The 19,151-nt window shown below is 33.1% G+C and carries 16 protein-coding genes and 1 pseudogene; 4 read left to right on the top strand and 13 right to left on the bottom strand.

All coding sequences use genetic code 11. The features are described from left to right. The first annotated feature begins 60 nt into the window (after positions 1-60). Positions 61-1,953, top strand: a complete 1,893-nt coding sequence (gene htpG / locus AC2A1C_RS05755) for a molecular chaperone HtpG (protein ID WP_484024254.1) — start codon at positions 61-63, stop codon at positions 1,951-1,953. A gap of 247 nt (positions 1,954-2,200) precedes the next feature. Here htpG and AC2A1C_RS05750 read toward each other — a convergent pair whose 3' ends face one another. The 7 genes from AC2A1C_RS05750 to AC2A1C_RS05720 all read right to left on the bottom strand — a co-directional run bounded on the left by AC2A1C_RS05750 (position 2,201) and on the right by AC2A1C_RS05720 (position 11,758). Beyond that, positions 2,201-2,497, bottom strand: a complete 297-nt coding sequence (locus tag AC2A1C_RS05750) for an MGMT family protein (RefSeq protein WP_484024252.1) — start codon at positions 2,495-2,497, stop codon at positions 2,201-2,203. 205 nt (positions 2,498-2,702) lie between these two features. Continuing rightward, the gene (locus AC2A1C_RS05745; RefSeq protein WP_484024250.1) at positions 2,703-3,677 is read right to left on the bottom strand and encodes a deoxyhypusine synthase family protein; all 975 of its coding nucleotides are present in this window, start codon (positions 3,675-3,677) and stop codon (positions 2,703-2,705) included. A 141-nt stretch (positions 3,678-3,818) separates the two neighbouring features. Then, positions 3,819-4,211, bottom strand: coding sequence for an alternative ribosome rescue aminoacyl-tRNA hydrolase ArfB (gene arfB, locus AC2A1C_RS05740; protein ID WP_484024248.1), 393 nt, complete (start codon positions 4,209-4,211; stop codon positions 3,819-3,821). After that, positions 4,208-5,263, bottom strand: a complete 1,056-nt coding sequence (locus AC2A1C_RS05735; protein ID WP_484024246.1) for an AMP-binding protein — start codon at positions 5,261-5,263, stop codon at positions 4,208-4,210. Before AC2A1C_RS05735 ends, arfB begins: the two co-directional genes overlap by 4 nt. 375 nt (positions 5,264-5,638) lie before the next feature. After that, complete coding sequence (gene argS, locus AC2A1C_RS05730; protein WP_484024244.1) at positions 5,639-7,396, bottom strand: arginine--tRNA ligase; 1,758 nt, start codon at positions 7,394-7,396, stop codon at positions 5,639-5,641. 76 nt (positions 7,397-7,472) lie between these two features. Continuing rightward, positions 7,473-8,849 (bottom strand): SusD/RagB family nutrient-binding outer membrane lipoprotein, encoded by a 1,377-nt coding sequence (locus AC2A1C_RS05725; protein ID WP_484024243.1) that lies wholly within the window; start codon positions 8,847-8,849, stop codon positions 7,473-7,475. A 2-nt stretch (positions 8,850-8,851) separates the two neighbouring features. Beyond that, positions 8,852-11,758: a SusC/RagA family TonB-linked outer membrane protein gene (locus AC2A1C_RS05720; protein WP_484024241.1), complete on the bottom strand. Its 2,907-nt coding sequence runs from the start codon at positions 11,756-11,758 to the stop codon at positions 8,852-8,854. 133 nt (positions 11,759-11,891) lie between these two features. Here AC2A1C_RS05720 and AC2A1C_RS05715 point away from each other — a divergent pair, with 133 nt between their 5' ends. Further along, the gene (locus tag AC2A1C_RS05715) at positions 11,892-12,476 is read left to right on the top strand and encodes a ribonuclease HII (protein WP_484024240.1); all 585 of its coding nucleotides are present in this window, start codon (positions 11,892-11,894) and stop codon (positions 12,474-12,476) included. Between the two features lie 48 nt (positions 12,477-12,524). Here AC2A1C_RS05715 and yidC read toward each other — a convergent pair whose 3' ends face one another. From yidC to panD, 5 genes are all read right to left on the bottom strand, one after another. Further along, complete coding sequence (gene yidC, locus AC2A1C_RS05710; RefSeq protein WP_484024238.1) at positions 12,525-14,330, bottom strand: membrane protein insertase YidC; 1,806 nt, start codon at positions 14,328-14,330, stop codon at positions 12,525-12,527. A gap of 178 nt (positions 14,331-14,508) precedes the next feature. Next, positions 14,509-16,116 carry a CTP synthase gene (locus AC2A1C_RS05705; protein WP_484024236.1) on the bottom strand — a complete coding sequence of 536 codons (1,608 nt, stop codon included), beginning with the start codon at positions 16,114-16,116 and terminating at the stop codon, positions 14,509-14,511. A 4-nt stretch (positions 16,117-16,120) separates the two neighbouring features. Further along, complete coding sequence (locus AC2A1C_RS05700; RefSeq protein WP_484024234.1) at positions 16,121-16,243, bottom strand: hypothetical protein; 123 nt, start codon at positions 16,241-16,243, stop codon at positions 16,121-16,123. 3 nt (positions 16,244-16,246) lie between these two features. Continuing rightward, on the bottom strand, positions 16,247-17,263 hold the full coding sequence (locus AC2A1C_RS05695; RefSeq protein ID WP_484024232.1) for a lysylphosphatidylglycerol synthase transmembrane domain-containing protein: 1,017 nt from the start codon (positions 17,261-17,263) through the stop codon (positions 16,247-16,249). 23 nt (positions 17,264-17,286) lie between these two features. Continuing rightward, the gene (gene panD, locus AC2A1C_RS05690) at positions 17,287-17,637 is read right to left on the bottom strand and encodes an aspartate 1-decarboxylase (protein WP_484024230.1); all 351 of its coding nucleotides are present in this window, start codon (positions 17,635-17,637) and stop codon (positions 17,287-17,289) included. A gap of 392 nt (positions 17,638-18,029) precedes the next feature. Here panD and AC2A1C_RS05685 point away from each other — a divergent pair, with 392 nt between their 5' ends. Continuing rightward, positions 18,030-18,320: an HU family DNA-binding protein gene (locus AC2A1C_RS05685; protein ID WP_484024228.1), complete on the top strand. Its 291-nt coding sequence runs from the start codon at positions 18,030-18,032 to the stop codon at positions 18,318-18,320. Between the two features lie 47 nt (positions 18,321-18,367). On the opposite strand, the gene pdxH is transcribed toward AC2A1C_RS05685, so the two are convergent. After that, entirely contained in the window at positions 18,368-19,012 is a 645-nt protein-coding gene (gene pdxH, locus AC2A1C_RS05680; protein ID WP_484024226.1) for a pyridoxamine 5'-phosphate oxidase, read from the bottom strand. 20 nt (positions 19,013-19,032) lie between these two features. On the opposite strand from pdxH, the pseudogene AC2A1C_RS05675 reads away from it, so the two are divergent. Next, a pseudogene (locus AC2A1C_RS05675) lies at positions 19,033-19,151 on the top strand (YqgE/AlgH family protein); the annotation flags it as partial.

Genomic DNA, 19,151 nt, shown 5'->3' with positions numbered 1-19,151 from the left:
TTTAGTCAAACGGTATTTTTTTTGAAAAATCGTTTTCAGAAAATACTAAAATTACATACTATGACTAAAGGAAATATCAACGTATCGGTGGAAAATATTTTCCCACTTATCAAAAAATTTCTTTACAGCGATCACGAAATATTCTTAAGAGAACTCATTTCAAATGCAACTGATGCTACTTTAAAACTGAAACATCTGACAAGCATTGGGGAAGCCAAAGTAGAATACGGAAATCCTAAGATCGAAGTAAAAGTAGACAAAGAAAATAAAACTCTCACCATCATCGACCAAGGAATTGGGATGACAGCAGAAGAAGTGGAAAAATACATCAATCAGGTGGCTTTTTCCGGAGCCGAAGAATTTTTGGAAAAATATAAAGATTCGGCAAAAGACGCAGGAATTATTGGGCATTTCGGACTTGGTTTTTATTCTGCTTTCATGGTGGCAGAAAAGGTTGAAATTTTAACAAAAACCTATAAAGAAGAGCCCGCTGTTCGTTGGATCTGCGACGGAAGTCCGGAATTTTCTCTTGAAGAAACAACCGATAAAACGGAAAGAGGGACAGAAATTATCCTTCACATTGCAGAAGATTCTGTAGAATTTTTAGAGGAAGGAAAAATCCGTGAACTCTTGTTAAAATATAACAAATTCATGCCTGTTCCTATTAAATTTGGAACAAAAACTCACACATTACCTTTACCTGAAGATGCTCCTGAAGATGCAATTGCAGAAACTGAAGAAGTAGACAACATCATCAACAATCCAACTCCGGCTTGGACAATTGCTCCAAGTGAACTGACGAATGAAGATTATATGAAATTCTACCACGAATTGTATCCGATGCAGTTTGAGGAACCTTTATTTAATATTCATTTGAATGTTGATTATCCGTTCAATTTGACAGGGATTTTATTCTTCCCAAAACTGAATAATAGTTTAAATATTGAAAAAGATAAAATTCAACTCTATCAAAATCAGGTATTTGTTACCGATGAAGTAAAAGGTATCGTTCCTGATTTCTTAATGCTTCTTCGTGGCGTGATTGATTCTCCGGATATTCCGCTCAATGTTTCTCGTTCTTATTTACAAGCGGACGGAGCGGTGAAGAAAATTTCTTCTTACATCACAAAAAAAGTTGCCGACAAAATGTCTTCTCTCATCAATGAAAACCGTGAAGATTATGAGAAAAAATGGAACGACATTAAAGTGGTAATTGAATACGGAATTGTAACGGAAGAAAAATTTGCGGAAAAAGCAGATAAATTCACATTGTATCCAACTACCGACGGGAAATATTTCCTTTGGAATGAATTGGAAGATAAAATTAAACTAAACCAAACGGATAAAGATGGAAATTTAGTTGTTCTTTACGCTTCAAATGATGATGAACAGCACAGTTATATTCAGTCTGCAAAAGATAAAGGATACGAAGTTCTGCTTTTAGATTCTCCGATTATTCCTCACGTTATCCAGAAACTGGAATCTTCAAAAGATAAAGTTTCTTTTGTAAGAGTAGATGCAGATCATATCAATAATTTGATAAAAAAGGACGAACCTGTAATTTCTAAATTAAATGAAGCGGAAAAAGAATCGTTAAAGAAAAATGTGGAAGAAGCTATTAACGATACAAAATTTACTGTTCAGCTTGAAGATTTAGACAGTAATGATGCTCCGTTTACGATTACTCAGCCTGAATTTATGCGTCGTATGAAAGATATGCAAGCTACAGGTGGCGGCGGAATGTTTGGAATGGGCGGTTTCCCTGAAATGTATAATTTGGTAGTGAATTCTAACAGTGAGTTTGCCAACCAAATTTTAAAATCAGAAAGCGCTGAAGAAAAAGAAAGTCTGATTAAATACGCTTTGGATTTGGCTAAACTTTCTCAGAATTTATTGAAAGGAAAAGATTTAACGGACTTTATCCAAAGAAGTTATCAAAATTTGAATAAATAATATCATTATTTTGTATTGAATTTCGGCGGAGCTTTGCTCCGCCGAAATTTTTTTAGGGTTTCGGGGCGACTTTGTCGCCCCGAAACTTTTTGAATATTGCCTCATAGAAAAGGCTTCGACTACGCTCAGCCTGACACAGTATATTCTACACATAAATATTATATGTCAAATAATTTTTGAAAATATTATAAAATCGTTTGCTCCGTAGGAGCAATATCTGTTTAGTTTATCAACAATTATTTATCAACTACAATTCCTCTAAAGGATTCCAAAATAATTTTTTGAAGTTTTTAATTCTGAAATTTTCTACAACAATTCCCTCCGCTTCTAATCTTGATTGAAATTCCGGAACCGATAAAGTTCCCGAACTTGAAATGACACGATGCGCAGGAACATCTTTCGGACATCCTCCCATTGCTTTGCCAACGTGACGGGAATGATTTGGGAAACCTACTGCTTTTGCAATGGCTCCGTAACTTGTTACTCTTCCTTCAGGAACCAATTTTGTGATTTCCCAGACTTGTTGTTTAAAAATTTCGTCCATCTTTCAAAGATAGAATTTTATTTTTTGCGCTCCAACTGCGTGAGGGATAGTAGCGAAAATCCTTTTTCGGAAGGGTTTTGCATGGGAAAAAGATTGTAGCGAATAGCCCGACCCGAGCTTTGGACTAAGCGATGGAAAGGGACACGCCCAAATAAAAATCGCCCCAAAAATTTGAAGCGACTAATATTTATGTGACATTCTATTTCTAAGAATTTTCTAAAATATAAGAGAACATCAATGGTGCACAAATGGTGGCATCACTTTCAACGATAAATTTCGGTGTGGTGATGTCTAATTTACCCCAAGTAATTTTTTCATTCGGAACTGCTCCGGAATAGGAACCGTAAGAAGTGGTGGAATCTGAAATCTGACAGAAATACGACCAAAACGGAATGTCATGCATTTCCATATCCTGATACAACATCGGAACCACACAAATAGGGAAATCTCCTGCAATTCCGCCTCCAATTTGGAAAAATCCAACTCCTTTTCCTCCTGAATTTTTAGTGTACCAATCTGCTAAATACGTCATGTATTCGATTCCTGATTTCATTGTAGAAGGTTTCAATTCGCCTTTAATGCAGTAAGATGCGAAAATATTTCCCATCGTAGAATCTTCCCAACCTGGAACTACAATCGGAAGGTTTTTCTCTGCTGCTGCAATCATCCAAGAATTTTCTCTTGGAATTTCATAGTATTGTTCCAAAACTCCTGAAAGAATCATTTTGTACATATATTCGTGCGGAAAATATCGTTCTCCTTTTTCGTCTGCATCTTTCCAAATTTCATAGATATGTTTCTGCAGTCTTCTGAAAGCCTCTTCTTCCGGAATACAAGTATCGGTTACTCGGTTCAAGCCTTTTTCCAATAAATCCCATTCTTCCTGAGGTGTCAAATCTCTGTAATGCGGAACTCTTTCATAATGAGAATGTGCTACAAGATTCATTAAATCTTCCTCCAGATTTGCGCCTGTACAAGAGATAAAATCTACTTTTCCCTGACGGATCATTTCTGCAAGAATTTTTCCTAATTCTGCGGTAGACATTGCTCCTGCTAAAGTAATCATCATTTTTCCTCCGTCTTTCAGGTGAGCAACATAGCCTTTGGAAGCATCTACCAATGCAGCCGCATTAAAATGCAGGTAATATTTTTCTATAAATTCCGTAATCGGTTTATTCATTTTTTAGAATTTTTGCAAAGATAAAAATTAGTTGTTAGTTGATGGTTATCGGTTATCGTTTTTTAGAAATTATTTAAAAAATATTTTGATTTTTTAATTTTGAAAGCGTTTTCGCCCTTAAATTCTTCTGTTTTTTAATCGTTACATTTTGAATCTTCTGTTTTCCTTTTTCTCTGAAAGTTTCTTTTTAGTATCTAATCTTTTTTGTTTTTGTGCCCTCGAAGGTTTTGTGGCTACTCTTTTTTTAGGAACAATAAGAGCTTTATTTACGATTTCAAGAATTTTTTCGGTTGCTTTGTTTTTGTTCATTAATTGTGTTCTACTTTCAGAAACCGTCAAGAACAAAAAACCTTCTGTGTTTATTCTGTTTTTTAACTTATTTTGAATTAATAGTTTTTGATCCTCGCTAAAAAATTCAGAGTCCTCAACTTTCCAAAGAACCGTAACGGAAGTTTCAACCTTATTCACATTTTGTCCTCCTGCTCCACTGCTTCGGGAAGTTTTGTATGAAAGTTCTGACGCAAAATTTTTCATAAGTCTAAAGTTTGAATGATTTTTGATAATTCTAAACGATTCACTTTTCCGTTTGCTGTTCTTGGAATTTTCTCTATAAAAATAATTTCTTTGGGCTTATGAAATTTTTGTTGATAGTTGATGGTTGATAGTTGATGGCTAATTGTTTCACTTTCTTTGCCTTCAATAATTAAAACCAATTTCTGTCCTAATTTTTCATCGGGAATCCCTAAAAAGATTGCTTCGTTTGGAATGCTTTTTTTTACCAAACTTTCTAATTCTTCAGGAAAAATCTTTGCTCCACCAGAATTAATCACATTATCTATTCTTCCTAAAAATTTAAAATTTTTATTGCTCTTAATTTCAACAATATCATTGGTTTGCAAAATTTCAGGATTAAGTTTTGGTGCGTTTATTTTCAGGCAGTCTCTTTCGTCCTGATTGATTTCTATCCCATCAAAAACTTCAAAATATTCTTCAGAATTTGGGTAAATCTGCTTCAATGCAATGTGAGAAAGCGTCTCGGACATTCCGTAGGTTTCGTAAATTTTGGTTGTTGGTTGTTGGTTGTTGGTTAATGGTTTTTCTAATATTTCAAATATTTTCTTTTTTAAATTTTCTGAAACCGCAGCTCCGCCAATTATCAAATTTTTTATGAAATGAATTTTATCTAATGAATTTTCAACTTGCAAAGGTGTCATTGCACAAAAATCTGTTTCATTGTTCAAATCTTCCAAAGGTTGTAATGAAGGATTTTTTATGACTAATTTTAATTCTCTTTCAATGGAACGGACAATCATCATTTTGCCGGAAATGTATTCAACAGGAAGGCATAATAATGCAAAATCTCCTTTTTCCAATTGCAGAAAATCGCAAGTCATTTTTGCTGAATTCAGCATTTTTTGTTTTTCGATTTCAAAAATTTTAGGAGTTCCGGTAGAACCAGAAGTCTGAACTTTTACAGTTTTAGAACCAGAAAGAAATTCCTTTAAAAACAAAATGACTTTTTCCTCAAATTCGTTTTGCGGATTTAAGAATTCAAAATCAATATCTTGTGAAAAATCAATAATCATACTACACAGATTTTGTTCCTATGGAACAAGTGATTTTTTTACATTTTCTAATTACATCATTTTATCATTAAATTTATCTTAATAACATATCTGCTACACAGATATTGCTCCTACGGAGCAAACTAATTTTATGGTATTTTCAAAATTGCTACACAGATTTTGTTCCTATGGAACAAGTGATTTTTTTTTACATTTTTCTAATTACTATACAGATTTTTGTTCTTTCGGAAAATAAATATAACGAATTTCGCGTGAGGGCGAAAGCGGAAATCCTTTTTTTGGTTGCGGCGGCTTCGCCGCCGCAACCAAAAAAAGATTGTAGCTGTAGACCGACCCGAGCTTTGGACTAAGCGATGGAAAGGGACACGCCCAAATTTACATTCTGTTTACTACGCCAATTCCTAAAAGTTCGAAAGATCTTTTTATTGTCTTTGCCGTGAGATCTGATAACTTCAGACGGAAATTTTTCAGATCTTTATCTTCATTATTTAAAATCGGATTGTTCTGATAGAAAGAATTGTACGATTTTACCACTTCATACACGTAGTTGGCAACAATAGCCGGAGAAAGTGTTTCCGCAGCTTTTGCAACAATTTCTCTGTAATTGGAAAGCAACATAATAAGTTCTTTCTCCCCTGAATTGAGTTCAATATTTGCATCAAAATTTTCAATACTCCCTGCTTTTTCCAACAAAGATTGAATTCGAGCATAAGTATATTGAATAAACGGACCCGTATTTCCGTTAAAATCTATACTTTCCGCCGGATTGAAAAGCATTTTCTTTTTAGGGTCTACTTTCAGCATAAAATATTTTAAAGCTCCCAAACCTACCGTTTCGTAAGATTTTTCTTTATCTTCATCTGAAAGATTTTCTAATTTCCCAAGTTCCTGAGCTTTTTCTTTTGCCGTGATATACATTTCCTGCATCAAATCATCTGCATCTACAACCGTTCCTTCACGAGATTTCATTTTGCCTTCCGGAAGTTCAACCATTCCGTAAGAAAGATGATACAACTGATCTGCCCAATTATATCCTAATTTTTTCAAAATTTTAAACAAAACCTGAAAATGATAATCCTGCTCATTTCCAACTGTGTAGATTAATTTCTGAATATCGTTATCTTTAAAACGCTCAGTCGCAGTTCCTAAATCTTGGGTCATATAAACTGATGTTCCATCGGAACGAAGTAAAAGTTTTTGATCCAGTCCTTCGTCTGTTAAATCTACCCAAACCGAACCATCATTTTTTTGAAAAAATACTCCTTTTTCTAATCCTTCTTGTATAATATCTTTTCCTAAAATATATGTATTGCTTTCGTATTGAACTTGGTCAAAACTTACACCTAATCTTTTATATGTTTGTGCAAATCCTTGATAAACCCAAGAATTCATCATTTTCCAAAGCTCACGGACTTTTTCGTCATTGTTTTCCCAATCTAAAAGCATTTGCTGAGCTTCGCGAATTGAAGGAGCTTCTTTCTTTGCTTCTTCTTCGGAAACACCTTTTGCCTTTAGTTCTTCAATTTCTTTTTTGTAATTTTTATCAAATTCTACATAATAATTTCCAACAAGTTTGTCTCCTTTTAGTCCGGTTGATTCTGGTGTTTCACCACTTCCGAATTTTTCCCAAGCCAACATTGATTTACAAATATGAATTCCCCGATCGTTAATGATCTGAGTTTTTATGACATCATAACCGTTTTCCTTTAAAATCTGAGCAACCGAAAAACCCAAAAGATTGTTACGAATATGTCCCAAATGCAAAGGTTTGTTCGTATTAGGGGAAGAATATTCCACCATAACCGTTTGATTTTTTGATTCAATATTTCCAAACGATTGATATAATTCTTCAAAATTTTGGAATAAAAAGGAATTTTCTAATTTAAGATTTAGAAAACCCTTTACAATCTGAAAGTTTTCTACAAAATTTTCTTCAGAAATTACAGAACCTATTTCCATCCCAATAAGGTCAGGGCTTTTTTTAAGAATTTTTACCATTGGAAATAGTACTACTGTAAAATCCCCTTCGAAATCGGTTTTGTTTTCCTGAATTTCTAATGCTACATCATTTAGCTGATACAAATTCTGTATAATTTCCGTGATTTTATTTTTTATGATCTCTTTGATATTCATTTTAAGAATTTAGTATTGCAAATATAGGAAATTAAAAAACCGCTCGGATGAGCGGTTTGTATTTAAAAAATTTTATTTAATTATCCCACCATACAGGAGCATAGAAATCTCCTACAACCGTTGCATTTGCATTTAAAGTACGCTCTGATTTTGGAGTAATTAATCTAAGAGGAATTTTCTTTGATTGACTGTTTTGATTAGGTGTCAAAGTTGGAAAACCTGTTCTTCTCCAATCATTATAAGGTTCAATAGTAGTAAACAATGCAATATACTTCTGTGTAATAATATTTTGCAACGTAACTGTAGATGATGCTGTATTAGCAAATGCTGGATTATCCGCTCCAGTAACATCAACCAAAGAAGCACTTACAGCATCCTTAAGTGCTGCTTGTGCAGCGGAAGTATTTCCTAACCTAAATTGAGCTTCAGCCTCTATGAATTTTATTTCACTATAACTAAATATTACATTAGATGTTGATGATGACCCAGCAAAATAATCTCCAAAAGGAGAAGCATCTGTATCAGCATCTTCTGGAGCAGAACCTGAGTAACCTGAAGGATTATGGCTGTCTAAACCGGCAAAATATGTAAGCCTTGGATCATTATTATTCTTAAGAATATCTATGAAATATTTACCCATAGACATATAACCTGATCTTTGATTATTGAATCCAAACCAAAGATTTTGGTTGTTACCTCCATCAAAAGTTGCAACTAAGTTATCACTATTAGAAGTAAAAGAGTTTTGAAGATAATCTAGTGCTTTTTGAGCAGCTACTGTACTCCCATCTCTTTGTGTTAGTCTCAATGCATATCTCGCTTTTAATGCATAGGCGAGTTTGTTCCATTTTTCTATATCGCCTCCATAAAAAATATCATTAGAAGAAGGCAAATATTTATTAGCACTTTCTGGTTTAGCAAAATTTGTAATTGCCGTATCTAAATAAGATTGAATTTGAGAAATAACCTGTTGTTGGGTATCATATTTAGGATTTAGATTATTTACCCCTTGAAATGCTTGAGAGAATGGAACATCTCCCCAAACATCAGTAGCATACCCCATATTCATAGCCAATAATACTCTTGCAATACCATCATAGTATGGATTTTGAGCGCCAAATTGTGTTATAATTTGATTCAAGTTTACTCCTGCTTGATAGATGTTAGCCCAGTCAGTTTCAACATCTGTTTCTGTTAAAAAATAATTAGTATAATCTAATGATTGAAACTGATTTCCGTTGGTATGCTGAGTAAACAAACTTAAAGTCCTAGGAAGGTTACCTGTCGAATTGATAATTGTTCCAATTTCTCCTCCTGTTAATAAAGTAGTGGGTGTTGATAACTCTGTAGGACTATTGGGATTATCATTAAATGTATCCAACTCATGCTGACAGGAATTTAAACTTAGTAGAGTAATCGCTATTGTACTTGTTATATATATATATCTTTTCATAATTAAAAACCAAATTTAAATGTTAAATAATAGCTTCTGGTATTTGGGTTATTAAAATAATCAAAACCTTGGGTATTGGAAGCAGATCCTGCAAATGAATTCTCAGGATCAATTCCTTTATAATTAGTTATAAGGAATAGATTTCTTGCACTCAGGCTTAGCTCAGCATTTTTCACAAATGATAACCCCATCGATTGGGAGAGTAGTTTACTGAAATTGTAGTTTATGCTGACATCCCTTAACCTTAGCCAATTAATATCTTTTTCTACAGCAGTTTCATTAGCACTTCCCGAACCATCTCCTAAATAACTTACATAATATGTTTTATTGGAAATTGCTATATTGTTAGGTGTACCGTCTTCTAATACACCAGGAATTATGTAGGTTCCAGTTCTATTATCTGCAGAAGCCTGTGTCATTCCCAATCTATTTAGTCTTGCTAAAGTACCATTCCAAATGTCACCTCCTTTTCTGAAATCTAACAAGAAACTGAAAGACACATTCTTATATCTAAAATTGTTTCTAAAACCTCCTGTCCAATCAGGGTTAGGATCTCCAATTAATTGAGATTCAGGATTTAAAATTGGAAGACCGTCTGAACCAATAATTAAATTACCTGCACTATCTTTCTGGTATGCAGAACCATAAAAAACTCCCAAAGGTTGACCTAAAGATATGGTTGGGGTAAGATTACCGCTAAAGAAATCTGTACCCATAGCGGAATTATCTGGAACACCGTTTAAATCCGTTACTTTATTTCTATTAAGTGCCCAGTTTAGTGTAAAATCCCAACCAAAATTTTCATTTTTTAGAATATCATAACCAAGACTCACTTCTAGACCTCTATTTTCTACTGTAGGCCCGTTCGTGTAATAGCTTGAATACCCGGAAGAAGGTGCAATAGGAAGGCTTATCAACAAATCATAATTAGTAGATTTATAAGCACTAGCATTAAAATGAAGTCTTTTAAACATTTCTAACTCCAAACCAATTTCAAATTCCTTATTATGTTCAGGTTTTAAATTAGAATTTCTTAATATTGTAGAGAAACCATAGGCTCCTACGCTATTGTATGGAGAGGTCAGTTGCGGACCAAATGAGTCAGTAAAAAGAGGAGTTATATATGGTGTAAGAATGTTATAAGAGTCTGGAGCAGCATAGGTGCTTGCATATGAACCTCTAACTTTACCCAAATTTACCCAATCTGGCAGTCCTAATGTTTTATTAAATAACCAAGAAGCTGATAAAGATGGATAAAAATAGGAATTATTTTGTTCTGGCAAAGCTGAATTCCAATCGTTTCTTGCTGTTGCAGTCAGGTAAAGTTGATCATAAAAACCAAATTCTAAAGACCCAAAAACACCTCTTCTAATTTGCTTATAGTCAGCGTTTTGAGCCGTAAACGTAGAAAAATTGCTTAGATTATACTGATTAATTTCCAACATTGTTGATCCTATACTATACTGATCATTAAAAAAAGTAGAATTAATCTGACCTCCAATATTATAATTCAGATTGATATGATCTGTAATATCAACCATTCCATTGAAAATCAAATCAAAATTATATAAACTTTTAGTAAATGTATCTAGGATAACCTGTCCTGTTCCGTCTCCTGTTGTATTACCATTACTGGAAAATGAATAGTTTTGCTGTGCATGAGTAGTAAAAGTATCTACACCTGCTCTCACAATTGCATTCAGCCATTTACTATAATTATAATTAATATGTCCATTAAAAATCACACGATTAGTTTCATCTGTATATGGGTTATTATAAACTGTATAAAATGGATTATCATAAGGAGCAAAATAATTCTTATTATAACCTTGTGGTGTTTGATAATCTCTCACATCATAAGTAACAGGCATACGTAATAGCGAAAGCATTATACCTGACAGATTACTTCCTTTTTGAGCTCTAACACCTGTCGTATTGCTATATAATAAATCTGCACCAACTTTCAATTTTTCTGTAAGATTATATTCACTATTAACATTGAAAGAAGTCTTTTTAAGACTTGTATTAGGAACAATACCTGTTTGATCCAAATGACCAAAGGATGCCCTAAAATTGCCATTTTCTCCACCACCTGATAAGGCTAAATTATAGTTATTAGTAACCCCAGTTTGATAGAAATTTTTAACATTATCGTAAGCTTTTAATCCTGGCACATTAGAAATTAATGGCCCCCAACTTTGATTAGTACCATTAGTTAAAGCAAAACCATCACTCCCATATTGAGCTGGAGCTATATATGTAACTCCGTTAGTACCTGCTGCATATTTATCTTGTAAGTCTATCATGTTTCCTAACATATCAAAACCTATAGAAGTAGAAAAATCTATACCTATGCCTTTTCTTTTCTTTCCCTTTTTGGAAACGTAAATAATCACCCCGTTTCTTGCACCCTCACCATATAGTGCTGCTGCTGCTCCTCCTTTTAATACATTTACACTTTCAATATCGTCCGGATTAATATCTACTGCTCTATTGGAGTCGTCTACACCTCCAATATTAGTTCCTGATCCTGCATTATTATTGTATGAGTTATCTATAATCTGTCCATCCAATACAATTAGAGGCTGGCTGGTAAGTTCTATTGACTTTTGCCCTCTAATAATAATTCTACTTGATGCTCCAGGTGTTCCTGCTGTGCCTGTTACTTGAACACCAGCAACCTTTCCTGCTAATCCTTGTATTACATTTGATTCACCAGATTTTTGTAAATCTCCGCCACCTACTTGAGAAGTTGCATATCCCAAAGCTTTTTTCTCTCTCTTGATACCTAGTGCTGTTACCACAACACCTTCAATATCCTGTGTTTTAGTTGTATCCACCTGTGCATTTACTAAAGAAAATGACGAGGTAATTACAACAGCTAACACGCTTGTTGTTAATTTCTTCATATCAAATTAAATTTTTCATTACTACAAAATTGCAAAAGTTTATTAAATTAGCCAAACTTTTTGTTAAAAATTCTTAAAATATTTTTAATTTTGAATATCTTATAAATTCAAACGCGTATTTAAGTTAAATATTATGGGATTATTAAAAAAATGGTCAAAACATTATATAGAAGCCGGCTGCGATGAAGTAGGAAGAGGTTGCTTATGTGGTCCAGTTGTGGCAGCATCAGTTATTTTAGATGAAAATTTTGATCAAAATTTAGTTAATGATTCTAAAAAATTAAATTTCAAGACAAGACTTGATCTCGATTCTTATATAAAAGATCATGTAATTGACTTTAGCATCGCCGAATTACCTCCTTCTTTTATTGATACACATAATATTCTCAATGCAAGCATTCATGCCATGCATTTGGCATTGGATCAATTAAAAATCCGTCCCGAGCTTATTCTTGTGGATGGCAATAGATTTCATCCATACAATTTTATTCCTCATCAATGCATCATCCAAGGAGATCAAAAAATATTGAGCATTGCTGCAGCTTCCATATTAGCGAAAAATTATAGAGATCGTATAATGATACAACTTCATGAAGAGTTTCCTCATTATGGATGGAATAAAAATATGGGATATGCTACTAAAGAACATCGTGAAGCTTTAATTAAGTTCGGGCCTACTATCCATCACAGAAAGTCTTTTAGATTAGAGTATGACTAAAAAAAATAAAAGCGAGAAAAAATTCCCGCTTTTAATATTATTCAAATTTTACTTTTTCTTATTTCTCTGTTGTTCAGCCATTTTTTGTTGTTCCTGAGCTTTTTCCATCATTTCACGCATTCTTTTTTGGAATTTTCCTTCTTTTTTAGGCTGCGCTTTATTCGCCTGAATCTGAGCATGAATTTTATTTTCATCCAAAATCCAATATTTGATTACTAAAATTATAAGAATATTAATGGCGTTCGATACAAAATAATACCATGAAAGTCCGGAAGCAGAAGTATTAAGGAAGAAAAAGAAAGTAATCGGGAAAATATACATCATTACTTTCATATTTGGCATTCCCTCTTGTTGAGGTTGCTGAATATTCCCGGAAGTCATTATTGTATAGATTAAGATAACAGCAGTACAAGCCAAAGCAAAAATACTGATGTGATCCCATCCGAAAAACGGAATTTTGAATGGAATTTTAATCAAATCATCATAAGCTGTTAAATCTTTTGCAAACCAGAAACTTTTTCCACGAAGATCAATCATGTTTGGAAAGAATCGGAATAATGCATAAAAAATCGGAATTTGTACCAAAGCCGGTAAACAGCCCGCCATTTGATTTACTCCTGCCTTTCTGTAGATTTCCATTGTAGCCTGTTGCTTTTTCATAGCATCGGCATTTTTATATTTTTCGTTTACTTCGTCTATTTCCGGACGAATTACCTTCATCATTGCACTCAGCTTATGTTGTTTGTACATAATTGGCGAAAGGATAAGTTTCACGATAATGGTCATTAAGAAAATAACCCAACCTGCTGCTATTCCCCAAGAAGAAATCAAATTATACATCGGAATAAAAAACCAGCGGTTCATAGCTCCAATAAATGACCATCCGAAAGGTAGAATCTCATCAAAATTTTTATCATACGATTTTAAAAGAGGTAAATCCAATGGCATAAAATACCAAGTGAAATCCTGATTAATTTCATTTCCGGACATCTGAACCTGACCATCATAATTGAATTTTTTCAGATATTCTCCTTCATCTATATTTTCCTGATTTCCTTTGGATTGTGAAAATCCGGTTTTAGCTTCAATTACTGATGAAAAAAATTGTTGCTTTACTCCAATCCAGTTTAGTGTTTCCTTGCTTTCATCCAATTCCGTTCTTGCATCATAATCATAAGAAGAATAATTATCAAAAGCATAACTGAACTCCGAATGTGTCTGTTCCTGAGATCTTCCTTTTTCAAGATTTCTAACGTTATAATCCCAAATGAAATTTGCTTTAGCATCAGAAGTAACTTGAGAAAGTCCCTGAGTTTTAACTTTAAAATCTACAGCATATTTTGGAAGAAGCGTATACACAAATTGGATAACTGCTCCATTCAGATTATTGGTCATGGTAACAGTATTACCATTTACTGTAGGCGTAAAAACCAAATCTTTTGTATTAATTAGCTTTCCGGTTTTATCCCTGAACTGAAATCCGTATGTTGAATTATTTTTATTGATCAAATAAAGTGGTAAGTCTGCAACATCCGTCTTCTGATCGTATGCTTTATATTTCAAAATTTCTACTTTTGAAATCTGCCCTCCCAAACTGGAAAATTCAAGATTCAGATCTTCATTCTTTACATTTACTGTAGAAATAGATCCTGAAGTTAGCTGATTATTAAGATTTACAGCGTTTGTTGGCTTTGTTTGTTGAACTACCTGTTCTTTTTTAGGATTTTTGGCTAATTTTTCTGCTTCTTCTTTTTGTTGTTTGTTCTGAAAGTAGAACATAAAACCGACAAGAATTAATGAAAATACAAAAAAACTGATCAATTGGTTTTTGTCTAAACCGTTATTCTGTTGCATTTGGAATGATTTAAATGAAGTTCAAAATTCTCAAAATTTGTTCCTTACCAATTCTTAAAATTTTGAGGTGACAAAAATACAGATTTTTTTACAAAGCCTAACATTTTGTCTGTACAGGAAATTTAAACTTTGTCAAAGTTCTAAATCTTTGACAAAGTTTACTATTTATTACATCAATTTATTTCTTTGAACAGTTTTTTACAAAAGCAACAAACAAAGGATGTGGAGTTTCTACTGTACTTTTGTATTCAGGATGATATTGTACACCGATATAAAATGGATGGTCTTTCAGTTCAATCGTTTCTACAAGATTTGTATCAGGATTGAAGCCAGTCGGAATTAAACCATTTTTTTCAAATTCATTTTGATACTCAGAATTGAATTCATAACGATGACGGTGTCTTTCGGAAATATTTTTTGTTCCGTAAATATCTGCAAGTTTTGAATTTTGCTTTAATGAACATTTCCATGCTCCTAATCTCATGGTTCCGCCTTTATCTACAACATTTTTTTGATCAGCCATCAATGAAATTACAGGATCAGGTGTAGATGTATCAAATTCCATAGAATTGGCTTTTGAAAGATTAAGAACATTTCTTGCAAATTCTATCGTCATAATCTGCATTCCGAGGCAAATTCCCAAAAGTGGAATTTTATTTTCCCTTGCATATTTTGCAGCAAGAATTTTACCTTCTATTCCTCTATCTCCAAAACCTGGGGCAATCAACATTCCATCGATTCCTTTGAAAACTTCTTTTGTATTTCCCTCTTCAATATCTCCACTGTAAATCCAACGAATTTTCACTTCCGTTTCCAATTCTGCACCGGCATGGATAAAAGATTCGGCAATAGATTTATAAGAATCCTGAAGAGAAACATATTTACCTACTAACGCAATTTCTACCGATTTTTTTGGATTTTTATATCGTTTAAGGAAGTTTTTCCATTCTTTAAGATCGGCTTGTTTATCGGATTTTAAACCCAACTCTTTCAAAACCACCTCATCAAAATCCTGCTTCTGAAGATAAAGCGGAACTTCATAAATGGTATCCAAATCTTTACATTCAATTACATTTTCGAGATTCACATTACAAAATTGGGCAAGTTTTGCACGAAGGTCTTTTGGAATTTTATGTTCTGTTCTGCAAACCAAAACATCAGCCATAATTCCGCTTTCCATCAAAGAACGAACAGAGTGCTGAGAAGGTTTTGTTTTCAATTCTCCACTTGATGCTAAATAAGGAAGCAGTGTCAAATGAATGACCATCGAATTTTTTTCTCCCAATTCCCATTTCAGTTGGCGAACCGATTCTATATAAGGAAGCGATTCTATATCTCCCACTGTTCCACCAATTTCCGTAATAATAATATCGTAATTTTGTTTGGCAAGAATTTTAATTCTTCTTTTAATTTCATTAGTAATATGTGGAATTACCTGAACTGTTTTCCCAAGAAAATCTCCTTTTCTTTCTTTTTCGATTACTGTTTGGTAGATTTTTCCGGTGGTAACATTATTGTTTTGTGAAGTTGGGGAATCCAAAAATCTTTCATAATGTCCCAAATCAAGGTCAGTTTCCGCACCATCTTCCGTAACGTAGCATTCTCCATGCTCATAAGGATTCAAAGTTCCCGGATCAATATTAATATAAGGATCCAATTTCTGTATAGTAACATTGAAACCTCTGGATTTTAGAAGAAGTCCTAAAGAAGCAGAAACAATTCCTTTTCCTAAAGACGATGTTACACCCCCGGTTACAAAGATGTATTTAGTATTCTTTTTACTCATTAGATTAGGTTTGTGCAAAGTTAAAGGAAAAACTGATACCAGACAATTTTAGGTTTTTAGTATTTCTGTGTTTTTCTTCCTTTTTGTTTTTTCGCATTTCAGCTTTTTTGCCTTTTGCTTTTTTCATCATTTACACATTTTGTTTTTTTGCATTTCTGGCTTTTGCAAGCATCGGAATAGAAATCAGTCCCATTACAAGCATAATTACAATTTGCATGGTATGAGAAAGAAAGGCATAGCTTAAACCTACTTCAGCTCCTTCTTCGGCATTTTTCCCCATTGAAAGAAATAACGCCGAAATTCCCAATTTCAGTGCAAAATGAAATGCTCCGATTCCACCTGAAGCAGGAACCATCATTCCCAAAGTTCCTACAACGATAATGAAAAATCCATCTGCAAATGTAAAGTCTGAAGTTTCCGGAAGTGCAAAGCAAACCAAATATGCTGCAAAATAATAACAAACCCAGATCAACAAACTATAAAGAATGAATTTTCCATTTTGCTTCATTTTAAAAATGGAAGTAAGGCCGGAGAAAATTCCATCAATAAAATTAATAATTTTTGAAAGGAATGAGAATCTTTCAAATCGTTTTTTGAATGTAAAAAAGAGTATTAAAGAAACAATTCCTACCAGAAAGATAATTCCCAATAGAAATGGATTGAAATTAATATTTGATTTTTTATAAAAATTTGCGATTGCATTGTACTTAAATGCAAACGTAAGTCCTAAAAAAAGCAGCATACAAACCAAATCCACTATTCTTTCCAAAATAATCGTTCCGAAAGATTTATCTACCGGAACATTTTCTACTCCGTAAAGAGCCGTGGAACGAGCCACTTCTCCACTTCTGGGAATGGTAAGATTCATTAAATAACCGAAGGAAATTGTCCACAAAGAATTGGAATTTGAAATTTTATAACCTAATGGTTCCAGCAAAATATTCCACCGAATAGCACGAAACCAGTACGCTAAAAGTCCAAAAACCATTGCTGCAAAAATCCACCAATAATCAGCTTTTACTAAAGATTGTTTTATTTTTTCAAAATCCAAACCCTTCAAAGCCAACCACATAAACAATACAGCAAATGCTATAGAAATGAAAATTGTAAGAAATGTTTTTGCGAAATTTGTTTTTTTTTCTTGCATAAAGCTTTAGAAGAAAGTGGAATTTAGGTAAGCAAGTTCGTTTTTTCGTCAGGGAAAATAATTTTTGGCTGGAAATTTTTAGCTTCTTCCGGAGTCATCTGTGCGTATGAAATAATGATAATAATATCGCCTTTTTGTACTTTTCTGGCGGCAGGACCATTCAGACATATCTCACCAGATTTTCTTTTTCCTTTAATAACGTAAGTATCAAAACGTTCACCATTATTTACGTTTACAATATATACTCTCTCTCCTACAATAAGACCAGCCGCATCTATCAAATCTTCATCTACCGTAATACTACCTATATAATTAAGATCTGACTCGGTGACACGAACTCTATGTATCTTGGATTTAAAAACTTCTATAAGCATGTCGCAAATTTATAAAAAAGTAAATGATAATTCAGCAAATAATAAAATTAAGCCAATCAACAAAATTACTTATATATCAGAAAATCAGGCAAAAATATAACAAATCAATAAAAATAAATTCAATAAATCATTTTTTTCATTAGAATTCACAATTTCACAATTTAAATAAAAAAATCAAACAATTGTTTGAAAACTTTTATTAATGGGGAATTGGCATAATTTTAGTAACGAAAAATCCGTATTAAATCAAAAAAATCAAATTATCATATTTCTGTAATTTAACAGTAATTGATGAAACTTTGATGATTTATTTAAAAAAAATTTGCACAATATTAAATTTGTTTTATATTTGCTATAATTACGTAACTAACTTTTTTAAAATAATTACAATTATGAACAAGTCTGAATTAATCGACGCAATTGCAAAAGATGCAGGAATCACTAAAGTTGCTGCTAAAGCTGCATTGGAATCGTTCGTTTCGAACGTAACTTCTACATTAAAGAAAAAAGACGGTAAAGTATCTTTAGTAGGTTTCGGTACTTTTTCAGTAGCTGAAAGAGCTGCTAGACAAGGAATCAACCCTGCTACTAAAAAACCAATCAAAATTGCTGCTAAAAAAGTTGCTAAATTCAAAGCTGGTGCTGATTTAGCTACTGCAGTTTCTGGTGCTAAGAAAAAATAATCAAAACACATTAAAAATTAAAGCCTCATTTTCGGATGAGGCTTTTTTTATGGCGCTAAACGCGAAATTTTCCAACTAAAATCTTCCTGAAGTTCATACAAAATCCTATCATGCAAACGATTGGGTCTTCCCTGCCAAAATTCTATTTCATAAGGCTTTGCAATATATCCTCCCCAATATTCCGGTCTTGGAACTTCTTTACCTTCAAATTCTTTTTCTAAATTTTTTAATTTTTCTTCTAAAAACTCTCTATTAGGAATTGTTTCGCTTTGAGGAGAAACTACAGCACCAAGCTGACTTCCCTTTGGTCGGGAGTGAAAATATCCATCGCTAAGATTTTCCGGTACTTTTTCCAGTTCTGCTTTAATTGTAATCTGCCGTTCCATATTTGGCCAAAAAAAATGCAAACACGCTTTTTTATTACTTTCAATAGATCTACCCTTTTTACTATTATAGTTAGTATAAAATATGAAACCTTCCCATGTATAAGCCTTCAACAAAACCATCCTTGTTCTGGGACAACCATCATTTTCTACTGTAGACAGAGCCATTGCATTAGCTTCATAGATGTCTTGATTTTCTGAGGCTTCTAAAAACCAATTCCGAAACTGCTCCATTGGATTTCCTCTAATCTCGCTTTCCAAAAGCTGAGATTTCTCATAAACTTTCCTTTTATCATGAAGGTTTTCCATATAATTTTTTATATTTGAATATGAATTCTTCTTACAAAGGTAAAATATTAATTTCCACACCTGATATTTCTGGTGATATTTTTTCACGATCAGTGGTATTGATTATTGATCATAATGAAAATGGAGCATTCGGACTTAT

This window comes from Chryseobacterium sp. HNCC26DJ241 (assembly GCF_057180505.1).
The sequence above is the reverse complement of the archived record's forward strand: the minus strand, read 5'-3'. Positions and strand labels throughout refer to the sequence as shown.